The organism is Streptomyces thermovulgaris (assembly GCF_002155915.1).
GTDB classification, from domain to species: domain Bacteria; phylum Actinomycetota; class Actinomycetes; order Streptomycetales; family Streptomycetaceae; genus Streptomyces; species Streptomyces thermovulgaris.
Genome location: NZ_MUME01000009.1, coordinates 41,701 through 54,311, shown reverse-complemented (window position 1 = coordinate 54,311; position 12,611 = coordinate 41,701). Strand labels below are relative to the sequence as shown.

Here is a 12,611-nt window from a genome sequence, read left to right as displayed (position 1 = left end):
ACCTCGCCCTCGCCGGGTGACCGGAAAAACGACGCTGGTCAACCGGCATGCCGTAGATCATTTACGGGACAGCCCTTAGTACAGGGGCTGAATACGGTCATCCGGGCGCACAACGACAACCGCGCTTCCGGCCCGGAGGACTACGGGCGCGTTTTAGGCTGGGGCGGCACCGCAGGACAAGTCCTGCATGCGCGTGCTCCATCTTGGACAAGCAATAGGGACAACCTTGCCGCCGGGCTACAGCGATCGGCCGCATCAATGGACAGGGTTTGGTTGTACGATTTCGGTGTGGAAGAACTTTTGCATCCCCGAAGCGACAGCGTCCGGCGTTTTCTCCGGCGCTGGTACGGCACATCCGACGAATCCTCGGAACCCGCTTTCCCGAATTTCGGTAATATTCCCCCTGAACTGATTGAATGGCACAAAGCGGCCGCTTCGGTCGGCGTGCCGGTCACATTCCAGGACTATCCGGTGAAACCGGAAGACCTGAAAAGGGACGCCGACGGAATGCTGGTTTTCTGGATCGAGAACCAGCAGGGCTTCTACTGGGCTGTGAACCCGGAATCGGCGGACCTCCAGGTCTTCGACCGCACGAATACCTCCGACTACTGGAGACCTACTGGCGAGAATCTCGAGCGGTTCCTGCTGCATCGCACTGTCCATGAGGCGCTGCTGGGAACAGAGACCAAGTTCTCCGCTGTGGCGCCAACCGAGGTGCTCGAGTCCGGTGTACTGAACTGGTTCACCGTTCTGCCTTTCTCGCCTGCGGTCAACGAGTCATTGTCGACCCGCTGGCTGTGCAGCAGCGATGCGCTGGCCAGGGTGGGTTCACCACCGGTCGGCTACGCCCCGCCCGGCCAGGAGAGCTGGATGTTCACCGTCGCCGCAGCTCCCGGCACCGACCTCCTGAAATACCGCGCCAACCTTGAACCGTACATTCTCGTACGGCCACGTCCCACCCCATTTGTGGAGCCCCCCTTCTAAAACCCAAAACCTGCGCCGAAAACACGTCTGCCGGTGGAGCGTGTAGATGCTCCACCGACAGGCTGCCACGCTAGGTCACTCAGGCTCAACTACGGTTTCCGACATAGCGGACCGTCCTTCCTCCAGCCACGGTGACCCAGAGCTGCGCACCATGGGGCAGGGCGTCCTCGATGTTGACCCCGCCGTGGTACCAGCGTCCGTCGCAGTAGCCGCAGGCACCGCTTTTGTAGTTGATGTACAGGCGGCCCAACCGGATGTTGTTTAGTCGCATGTAGGCTGCGGCCTGCATCTCGACGTGGTGGTAGTTCTCCTTCGTCATGCCTGGGATAGAGCGCCAGTCGACGACCCCGTTGACCCCTAGAGCCGCGTTGTTGTCTCTGCTGAGGAACCCTCCGGCATTCTCCCCGCTGCCCAGAGGAATCTGGTCGACCTGGATATCCAGCACACCTGAGGTTAGGTGCGTCTGTTGGGAGGTCCACACCTCGCACGCCTGTCCGCTGGTGTTGTGGGTGAGAACCGGGGTCGTCGCCGCCAGCACGTAGTACGTGTGGAGGTTGCTGACGGTGAGGTTGTGGACGGTGGATCCGGGGCTCGTCCAGCGCTGGATTGCGGTGATCTGGACGTAGGTGCCGGCGCTGGTTTGGAGCCACTGGCCGGACTTGAGGTCGGTGGCGTCGATCCATTCGCCGAGTTCGGGGACCCAGAAGGGGTGGCCGTCGGTCGCGGTGATCTGGGCGGTCTTGGTGCCCTTCTTGCCGTCGGTGTCGATGGTGATCTTGACCAGGTGCTTGAGACCTTGGCCCTTGATCTCGGCGGTGACCGTCTCGACCCGCTTCTCGCCGGTCTTCGGGTCGGTCGCGATGACCTTGTCGCCGGTCTTGACCTTCTCGATCGGCTTGGTGGAGCCGTCGGCCATCAGGACCTTGGTGCCGGGGACGAAGCTGTTGCATCCCGGGTCGCCCTCGGCCTTCCCGGACCCCCCGCTGCCGCTGGAGCCGCCGCTGTTGCGGGAGGAGCCGCCCGAGCTGCCGCCGGGCTTGGAGCCGGTGCTCTTGCTGCCGCCCCCGCTTCCGGAGCTCTTGCTGGTGCCGGCCACGGACGACGACTTCGGGGCTGACCTGGCCTGAGCCTGCTTCTGGACCGGGTTGCCCGTTTTCTTCGTCAGACTGACGGCCTTGTCGGTGGTTCTCTTCGCCTGTTCGGCGGCCTTCTTCTTGGCTCGTTGGGCGGCTTCCTTCTTGGCCTTCTCGATGGCGGCCTTCTTCGCCTTCAGCGCCGCGGCCTCGGCTGCCTTCGCGGTCTTCAGGACCAGCGCGGCCGCCTTCTTCGCTGCGTGGAAGGCCTTGATGGCGCTGATCGTGCGGTTGACGGCCTTCAGGACGGAGGGGATCTTGCCGAGCTTGCTCCACGGGATCGCCCCGATGATCAGGCTGCCGCAGGACCACATGTCGCCGCCGAAGCAGGCGAGGGCGTCGTTGATGCCGATGAAGTCCTTCAGGGTCGCCCAGGCGACCGAGAGGATCACCGAGGTCAAGGACTTGTTCATGGTGGCCTGGGCCTGGGCGACCTGTGCCGCCGACAGTCCCGCGCCCGCCAGAGCGGCGGCCCGCTCCGAGGCGGTCAGGGTGATGGCCAGACCCGTCGGGTCGGACATCGTCACCGGGTTGTTGTGCGCGTAGGCGTAGCCGTTGGACTGCAGGACGTCGTTGAGGTCCAGGAGCGGGTCGACGGACAGGAAGCGGCCGACGACCGGGTCGTACAGGCGGGCGCCCAGCGGCTGGTAGCCGGAGGCGTCGTCACGGGTGGCGCCCAGGAACCCGGTGTGGGTCTGCAGGTTGGCGCCGGTCGTGCTCGCCCCGCGCTGGTTGCCGAACGGGTCCTGCTTGCGGATCCGCACCGACATCCCGTCGCTCATGGCGACCTCGGCATAGGTGCTGCCCTGGTGGTCGCCGGTCAGGGCGACCAGGGACTCGCTGCCCGTGCCGTTCGCGTAGCGCATCACCGCGCCGCCCGGGGCCGCGTAGGTGCGCTGGGTGTTGACCAGGACGCCGCCCTGCTGGACGGTGACCTCGGCCTCGCCCAGGTGCAGGGTGGCCTGCTTGCCCTTGATCGTCAGCAGGCGGGAGCCGTCGGGGCCGTAGATGTGACGGGTGTCGTTCTGCGGCGCCCACACCTGCGCGGACTTCGTGCTGTCACAGGCGGCCAGCACGATCGGGGTGGAGTTCGCCGAGTTGGCGTCCTTCACCGCCAGGCACAGGCCCGAGGCGAGGTGGGTCAGCTGACCGGAGGTGTTCCGCTTCAGCTCCTGGTCGGGCGAGCCGTCGCACTTCTGCAACTGCACCGCCGACCCGGCCGTGTTGGCGGCCGGCTGCACGCACCAGTCGCCGTAGACGTCCAGGGTGCCCCGGTCGCGGTCGGTCTGCGCCGTCCCCGGTGTGGGGGTGAAGCGCCAGCTCTGCGCCACCGAGGTGGTGCAGGAGTGCAGCTGGATCGGCTGCCCGGCCACGGCCCGGCCCGACTTCAGGTCCAGGCACTTGTCCGCCAGGCCCACGTACGGGGTCCTGCCGTTCGCGCCCTGACCGCTGATCCGGTCGACCTGGCCGTCGTACGTCCAGGTCAGTTCCTGCTTGTCACCGTTCTGGAGGGACGTGACCGACTTGGTCTCGCCCGTCAGCTCGTACAGGCGCTCCGCCTCGGCCTTGACCTGCGCTCCCTGCGGGGTGGTGTAGGTCTTCGACACCTTGGTCAGCGTGTGCGGCTGGGTGCCGTCGGCCTTGCCGTAGGAGTAGGTGGTCGTGGCGTCCTTGCCGGTGTCGCCGGTGAGGTCCTTCTCGATCAGCTTCTTGCGGTTGCCGAGCAGGTCGTACTCGTACTCCTGCCAGTAGCCGGAGTTGTCCTCGCCGGCCGACACGTTCAGCGTGCCGTCGCTCTTCCTCGGACCGCTGCACCCGGTCTCGGTGTGGTCCTTGGCCGTCCAGGCCGACTTCAGCTGGCCCAGCGGGTCGTAGGTGAAGCACTGCCGTTCCGCGATCCCGTCCGCGTGCTCCCGGATCGAGGTGACGTTGCCCGCCGGGTCGTAGGTGTAGGACCGCCGGGAGACGAGGTTCCCGCCGACCAGGGTCTTGTCCCCGGACTGCTCGCGGTAGACGGACTGGTCCTGCAGCTCACCGCTCGACTCGTCGTACAGGTTCTGCGTCCACACCCGGTACGGCTGCGCGCCCAGGGTCGAGCGCAGCACCTGGCCGTAGGGGGAGTAGACCGTCTCGGCGCCGTACCAGTCCTTGCCGGAGATGGAGAGGGGCAGGCCGTCCTTGTTGTAGCGGACGACGAGCTTCTCGGCGGCGAACCTGCCGACCGCCGGCAGGGAGGCCTCCTTCAGCATGCCCGTGTCGGTGTAGGTGTACTCGTACGTGTAGGAGGTCTCCAGCCCCCACGTGGCGGCCAGTTCCCACGGCAGGTTCAGCGTGGTGGAGGTCGGCTGGTAGTCCTTGGTGTAGCCGTTGACCTTCTGGACGTACGCCTGGCCGTCGGTGTAGCGGGTGGCGGTGGCGGGCAAGCCCCTGCCGCCGGGGGCCGTGTCGTAGGTGAACTCGGCCAGCAGCGTGCCGTTCGCGTCCTTCAGACGCTGCTGGGTCGGCCGTGACAGTGCGTCGTAGCCGTTCCAGACGGTGATGCCCCGGGCGTTGGTGGTGGTCAGCGGGCGGTCACGGTGGTCGTACTTGGTCGTCGTGGTGCCCGAGTCCGGGTCGGTGGCGCTCTTCATCCGGCCGCGGTGGTCGTACGTCCAGGTCCACGGGTGGGCCGTGTCGGCGGAGTTGACCGCCTTCACGAGCCGGCCGTGGGAGTCGTAGGTGTACCGCATCGACGTGAAGCCGCCGGGCGCGTCCGGGTTGAAGGTGTCCACGCGGGAGGTGCGGCCGAGCGCGTCGGTGAAGACCCGGTAGGAGGAGGCTCCGTCCGGGTGGACGACCTTCGACCAGTCCTCGCCGTACTCGTAGCGGGTGGCCCGCTCCGGGACCGGTTCGGACCTGGCCTCCTTGGTCTCCTCGTCCACGACCTTGAGGACGGGCATCTCCTCGACCACGCGGCCGAGTCCGTCGTACTGGTAACGGGTGATGTTGGGGACGGCCGTGTCGGAGACCGGGGTGAACAGCACACCCGGCTCGGCCTCGTAGGTCAGGTAGGCGTTGTTGGTCTGCCAGACCTCACCGGAGCTGTTGTACAGCGTGTCGGTGATCAGGTGCCCGCCGCCGTCGGCCTCCTCCTGTGTCTGCCGCTCGCGGCCGAGTCCGTCGTAGAGGGTGACGGAGGTCTCCACGCGGTTCTCGTGCCCGCGTGTGTAGGTGGTGACGTACGGCGGTTTGCGGTCCGGATTCTCCGGGTCGTACGTCGGGATTGTGTAGACGGCCCTGAAGTCCGGCACGGACGAGCTCGACGGGGTGCGGCCCGGGGCCCAGGCCTCGACGAGACGGCCCAGCGGGTCGTACTTCGCCTCGCTCACATGGCCGTTGGGGTCGGTCGTCTTGAGGGTGGTCGAACGGCCCGGCTCCAGCTCCTGCGTCTGGGAGTGGCCGAGGGCGTTGGTCTCCGTGACCGAGAAGACCTGCCCGGACGACGGGGTGTAGGTGATGGTGGAGGACTTGCCGTCCGGGTCGGTCTGCCGGATCACACGGCCGAGGGCGTCAAAGTCGGTGGTCCCGTCGGTCTGGAAGCCGGTGCCGTCGCCGTTCAGCGACCAGGTCTGGGTGGCCAGACCGCGTGTGGAGTCGGAGAGCGCGGCACCGTAGGAGCCGCCGTCGTACGCGGTGCGGGTGGCGCCGCTCAGGCTGCTCAGGTCGGTGAAGTCGGCCTGCGCGCACAGGGTCGGCGAGACCAGCACCTGCTTGGTCAGACCGATGAGGTGCTTGCCGGTGTGGTGGACGTATTCCAGCCTGGTGCAGGACTCGTCCCCGGTCTTTCCGGTGTCGCCGAAGGACTGCACCTGGGTGGGCAGGCCGTACGTCGGCTCATAGGTCGTCTCGGTCCTCACGACCCGCTCGCGGCGGGTGTCGTCACCGGTGCCGGAGGACTTGGTGTACGCGATCTCCACCGGCTCCGTGACACGCCAGGCGTACAGCGGGCTCAGGCCGTCGTCGCGGTCGCGCTTGCCCAGCTCGGTGACGGCCGGAACGGTGACGCTGCGGGACAGCCAGTCGGTGTCCGCGTCGTTCGCGTTCGCGTAGGTGAGCTCCTCGGCGATACGGCCGGCGAATGCCTTGTGGTCCTTGGCGATCTCGGCGCCGGTGATGTCCTTGACCGAGACGTCGTCGCCCAGGCCGCGGAAGAAGCGGGTGACGGCCTTGGACTTCTTGCTGCCGATGGCCGGGTCGTCCTCACCCGTGATCACCGTGGTCTGCGCGAACCCGGCGAACTGCGAGTAGGTGCGCGTGGACTTCTTGGTGAACTCGTTCTCGGCGAGCTTCCACCCGGGGTCCTTGTACGAGTACGTCGTCTTGGTGCCGAGCGCGCCGTCGACGTTGGGGAGTTCCTCGATGGACTCCACCACGTACTTGTGGAACCAGTCGATGTCCTCGACCTCGGGGTCCGGGTGCCAGAACGACGGGTAGCACAGGCGGGAGTTGGACTTCAGCGCCGCCGTGTCCTTCTTGCCCGGCAGACCGGTTCCGGTGGCGCAGTCACCGGTGGGCTGCTTGTAGGTGACGACGGTCTCGCCGCCGTACTCGTTGATGACACGGGCGATGCGCAGCCGGGAGAAACCGGGACGCGGGTCATTGGGCCGCATGACCCGGTTGGGCATGTCCTCCGCGTTGGGCTCGAAGCGCACCGGGTTGAGGGTGACGCTCTCGTCCGTGCTGCCGCCGCGGGCGTACCCGGTCCGCTGGATCGACTCCAGCCACAGGGCGGTGTTCGGGCCGGTCCTCAGGACCGGGAAGCTCTGCGTGAGCGTGTACTTGTCCACCACCTGGCGCGCGGAGTTGTCCTTGAACCGCTGTGCCGAGGTGGTGATCGAGACCAGGCGCTTGCGGGACCAGAACGACGGGCCGGCGTTCCAGCACTTCTTGCCGGCCTCGCACCGCAGGTCGGCCGGGGTGTCGTACCAGATGCGGTACCTGCCCGGGTCCTTGTGGGTGAAGTTCTCCTCCGAGCAGGTCAGGCTGCCCTCGTCGAAGCAGCGCTCGCCGACCTGGAAGCTGATGCGGGCCGGAGCCTCCTTGGAGAAGAGGGTGTCCCTGCGCTGCCCGTAGTCGATGTGGGACAGGTAGCCGTCGCGGTCGTAGGCGACCGGCGCCTTGAAGTTGAAGTTGCGGGCGTAGTAGTTCTTGTCGCGCTTCCACCACAGGGACATGGCGTTGCCGTGGACGTCCTCGACGTAGTCGAGTCCCCAGCGCCAGGCCTGGGTGCACCACGAGCCGGCCCAGTCGCCGGCCTTGTAGCAGTCCTCACCGGGATGGTTGCCGTACACCGGCACGGTCAGGACGGAGTTGGTGACCGGGTCGCCTTCCTTCCAGTTCGGCAGCTTGTGCAGACCGAAGTAGTAGCGGGTGCCGTCACGAGTGGTGACGACCCAGTACTCGCCGTTCCGGGCACCGTTGCCGCTCTTGTTGTCCTTGATCTGCTCGATCCTGGAGCCGTCGCCGTTGGCGGTGAACCACTTGCCCTTGTCCTTGTCCCACACCAGCTCGGTGGTCGTGCCGCCGAGGGACAGGGTCGCGTTGTTCGAGCCCCAGCACAGGTCGGCCGTGCGGTGCGTGGCGTTGTTCGACCCGGCCTTCTTGGAGTCCTCGCGGCAGTTGGCGTAGGTACGGGTGATGGAACCCGGGTTGTAGTCCCAGCCGTCGCCGATCCACGAGGCCTGGTTGTTGGTGGCGGAGGTGCGGCCGTCGACCGTCTGCGAGGAGTAGCTCAGCGCCACCTTGGGCATCAGGCCGCCGGCGGTCTCCGGTACCTGGATCTGGTACGCGTAGGTGAAGGCGCCCGAGGAGGCGCCGGCCGACCAGGAGCCCGAGGACAGCAGCGGCGTCGCGGTGAAGTCACCGGCGGCGGACGCGCCGGTGTCCATGGCGCCGACGACCTGCGGACCGGAGGCGTCCACCGCCTGCAGGGCGGCGGTACGGACGGAGGCGCCGGTCGTCTTCGAGGCCGGCTCGTCGCCGAGCAGGTTGGCCACCGGCACCGAGCCGGACAGGATCTTGCGGGTGGGTGCGTTCTTCGCGGCGGTGGTCCGGGTGGGCGCCTCCTTCGCCGGCACCACCTCCACCGTGCTGCTCAGCCGCTCGGCGGTGTCGGGGTCCGCCTTGCCCGACATGGTTTGCGTGCCGCCCTCGGGCGCGCAGTCGCCGCTGTCGGGCGAGGTCAGGACGCACTCGGGCAGCAGGACCAGGCCGAAGCGGTCGGCGGCCTGGGGGCCGTAGAGGTCGGCGAAGCCGGTGGTGTCGACGGCCAGCGCGACCTGCGCCTCGGGGTCGGCGGTGGCCGGCGGGGTGACCCGCATGATCAGGCCTGCGACGCCCGCTTCCTGGGAGGCGGCCGGTGAGGCCAGGTCGACCTCCCACTCACCCGCGATCGCGGCCGGATCGGTGTCCTCGGGCACGCCGAGCGCGATCGGCAGGCCGTTGGAGACCGGGACGGTGGTGCCGGGCTCGGTGTCCGGGGTCAGCGTCGCGGTGCCGCTGCTCTCCGTCCAGGGGGTGACGGCGGTCGGCGTGTACGGGTCGACGGGGACCTCGGGCGCGGTGGTCAGGCTCTTCTCGGCCTCCTCGTCGCCTTCGACCGCGGTGCTCTCCGGCAGGTCGGGCAGATCGACCTGTGCGATCGACTTCTCGCGGCTCATGCCGGGGCCGGGTACCGCCAGCGCCTGTTCGCCGAGGGAGGTCACCGTCAGTGTCGAGGCCAGCAACAGGATCACGGCCGTGCGGCGATGCCGACGACGCCGGCGTTGTGACTCTGTCAGGGTCAGGCGTCCCCGCCCCAGCCATGACAGCGGACCTTGAGCACGCATACGCGTCGACTCCCACCCCAGGCGATGCAAACGAAGGCACACGTCCCCGCTCGGGCTCGTGCGTGCGTGCACTCTCCGTCATGTGCACTACACCTTTCAAGATCGACGGGATGGGCCCGCAGACGGCTGTTTGTGAGTTGTCTCACGCCTGATGTCGTGTCAGGTCGCCACTACTGATGACCAATCAGGAGTTCGAGGGGAAACCTCCATCCAATCGGATGGAGCGGGTGATCAAAAGCCGCATATGAGATGCCGTCGGCCGATGGCGCGACGTCCCTCGGACGCACATCACAGCTTTATAAAATCTTCACATCTGGACCAGTGGTGCAGATCGTGTGATCGTGTGCGCGACCATGCCCCGCGGCCTGCGGTCCGGGGCCGTCTGTGCTGTCCGCAGTCCGCTTGCCCCACACGGGAGTAGACCGCCGCCGTGTCCGCGCCGCCTCGTTTTCTCAGCCCGTTCGTGCGCACGCGCACACGGCTGACCCTCACGCTCGGCCTTGTGCTGACCGCTCTGACCGCCGCTCTGCTGCCCTGGTGGCAGTCCGACGCACCATCAACTTCACAAGCGCGCAAGGCGACAGGTGCCAAGCAGGCGTTCACCGGTCCGCGTGACGAGGCCGCCGCCCGGGCCGAGGCCAGGCGCACCCGTCGGCAGGTGCTCGTCGACACGGCGACCACCGCCACCTCACTGACCTGGGTGCAGCCGGACGGGACGATGCGCACCCGGATCTCCGCCCTCCCCCAGCGGGCGAAGAACGCCGAGGGGAAGTGGGCACCGGTCGACAACCGGCTGCGGCGGACGAAGAACGCCGCCGACGGCCTCGGTGTCCATCCGGTCAATCCCCCGGTGCCGGTGCGATTCGCCGGTGGTACGCCCGGCAGGACCGTCCGCGCCGGCCGCTCGTACGCCCGCCTGCCGCTGGCCGACAAGTCGGCGGTGAAGGAGACGGTGCTGGCCGAAGTGGAGATCGACGGCCACACCGTCGCCTACACCTGGCCCGGCACGCTGCCCGAACCGGTGCTCGACGGCCCCCGGGCCCTCTACCCGGAGGTACTGCCCGGCGTCGACCTGCTGCTCGTCGCCCGTGAGGAGGGCGGCTTCGCACAGCTGCTGATCGTCAAGGACCGGGAAGCCGCGCGGAACAAGGCGCTGGAGACCGTGTCGTACGGGCTGCGTTCGAAGACGGCCGTGTTCCGGATCGACAAGGACGGCGGCCGTGTCCTCGTACTCGACCAGGACGGCGACGAGATCGGCTCCGTCCCGACTCCCTTCGCCTGGGACTCCAGCGGCCGTGACCCCGAGCTTCCCGAAGAGCGGTCCGCGCCGCGCACCTCGGTCGCCACGCCGGCCGACGTGCTGAAGCTGTCCGGCCTGAGCGGCATCGAGCCGGGCGCACACCAGGCCCCGATACCGATGCACCTGGAGGGCGACAGGACCGGGACGGCCCGGCTCGACCTGAAGGTCGCCGAGAGCGGTCTGCTCACCGACAAGGACGCCCGCTTCCCGGTCTTCGTCGACCCGACGCTCAACAGCGGCTGGCAGGCGTGGACGACGGCGTACAAGCCGTACCCGAACACCAGCTTCTGGAACGGCACCAACTTCGGCTCCGGAACCTCCGACGCCCGTGTCGGTTACGAGTCCCAAACCGGCGGCACCGCCCGTTCCTTCTGGCGCATGGGCTTCTCCAGCAGTCTGAAGGGCGCCACGGTCACCTCGGCGACCTTCAAGGTGCTCAACAACCACGCGTGGTCCTGCGACAAGCGTGAGTTCCAGTTCTGGCTGACGGGCGCCATCTCGTCGGGAACGACATGGAAGAAGCAGCCGAGCTGGTCCAAGGAACTGCAGCGCAAGTCGTTCGCGCACGGCTGGTCCAGCGGCTCCTGCCCCGACGCCTACGAGGCTTTCAACGTGAAGGCCGCGGCCCAGGAGGGCGCGACCAAGGGCTGGGCGAACATCACCTTCGGCATGCGCGCGACCAGCGAGTCGGACGCATACACCTGGCGCAAGTTCCGCGCCACCTCCGCGACGCTGGAGGTGGTCTACAACCGTCCGCCGAGCGATCCCACCAAGGTCACCTCCTCGCCCGGTGGTGCCTGCGTGCCCGGCCCGGGCAAGGGCGTGACCGTCGGCAAGACCAACATCGTGCTGTCGGCGACCGGCAAGGACCCCGACGGCAACCTCAGCAAGCTGCGCTTCCGCTTCTGGAAGACCGGCGGCACCGTCCCGTCCGGCACCCTGGTCACCCCGAACTCCAGCGGAACCGCCACGCTCACCATCCCCGCCACCTTCCCGCTGGAGGACAAGACCACCTACTCGTGGGACGTGCGCTCCGAGGACTCCGGCGACCTGCACTCCGACACCTTCCCGCCGGGTCCCGAGCCGTGCCGGATCACCATCGACGCCTCCGCCCCGCCCCAGCCCACGATCGAGAGCGACGACTTCCCGCAGGCCACCTCCGACGGTCGGACCTGGGCGAAGGTCAAGTTCGGCGGGACCGGCTCGGTCACGTTCACCTCGCCGGGCGCGGCGAAGTTCCAGTGGGCCTTCGAGGGACTGAACTACAAGGACGTGACGGCCGACGCCAACGGCAGCGCCACCATCACCCACCTGAAGCCACCGCACGCCGGCCCCGTCTGGCTGAACGTCTACGCCCTCGACCAGTACGGCAACAAGAGCGCACGCTCGGACTACGCGTTCTACGTCCCGCCGCGCGACATGGCCGACGCCCCCGGTGACACCGGCGGCGACGGCATCGCCGACCTGCTGATCGTCGACGCCGGCGGCAGGCTGATGAACTGCGTCGGAAACGAGGACGGGGAGCTGTACGGGTGCCTGGGCGCCGCGTACACCTCGGACAGGAAGCTGCATCCGGAGAACCACTGGTACGACCCTGCCACCGGCAAGGCCGCGCTGATCACGCACTACGACGACGCCTACCCGGGCGACGGTACGACCGATCTCTTCGCCGTGGCTCCGGACGGCACCTTCTGGCTCTACCCCGGTGACGGCTACGGCAGCTACGACGTCGACGAGCGGATCAGGGTCCGCCTGCCCGCCAATGCCCCGGCGCCCTCGACCTGGACACAGATCAAGGCCGTCGGCGACATCACCGGCGACAAGCTGCCGGACCTGGTCCTGCGGGCCGGCACCGAGTTCTGGGCGCTGTCCGGCTACACCGGTGCCACCTTCCGGACGGCGACGCTGATGAACGGCAGCGCCTGGGCCCGCCGCGACATCGTCAACGTCGCCGACATCAACGGCGACAGCACTCCCGACCTGCTGTGGCGCAACCTGGACAACGGCAACATGTACGTCCGCCACGGCAAGCCCGGACCGGTCAGCGGCAGCGTCGACCTCGACTCGCTCAAGGTCGCTGCCAACTCCCTCAACGGGGACGTCTCCTACGGCACCAGCTGGACCGAGTCCAATGTCCGCGTCGCGCTCGGCATCCCGGACGTCAACGGCGACGGCACCCCCGACATCTGGGCCGTCTTCGGCGCCGACGGCCGGACACGGATCTACCATCCGTCCAGGACGAACACCAACCCGCCCGTGAAGATCGTCCTGACAGTGGACTGGAGAGAGATCAAGGCCTTCGGCTGAGGACGGACCCCATTCCCGGCT

The 12,611-nt window shown here is 67.9% G+C and carries 3 protein-coding genes; 2 read left to right on the top strand and 1 reads right to left on the bottom strand.

Annotated elements, in window-relative coordinates; all coding sequences use genetic code 11:
- The first annotated feature begins 288 nt into the window (after positions 1-288).
- Positions 289-984: a hypothetical protein gene (locus CCN35_RS00800; protein ID WP_143631338.1), complete on the top strand. Its 696-nt coding sequence runs from the start codon at positions 289-291 to the stop codon at positions 982-984.
- A gap of 85 nt (positions 985-1,069) precedes the next feature.
- Here CCN35_RS00800 and CCN35_RS00795 read toward each other — a convergent pair whose 3' ends face one another.
- Positions 1,070-8,815, bottom strand: a complete 7,746-nt coding sequence (locus CCN35_RS00795; protein WP_086791182.1) for a ricin-type beta-trefoil lectin domain protein — start codon at positions 8,813-8,815, stop codon at positions 1,070-1,072.
- Positions 8,816-9,413: 598 nt separating this feature from the next.
- Here CCN35_RS00795 and CCN35_RS00790 point away from each other — a divergent pair.
- A complete protein-coding gene (locus CCN35_RS00790; RefSeq protein WP_067397405.1) occupies positions 9,414-12,590 on the top strand; it encodes a DNRLRE domain-containing protein in 3,177 nt (1,058 codons plus the stop codon).
- The last annotated feature ends 21 nt before the right edge of the window (positions 12,591-12,611 follow it).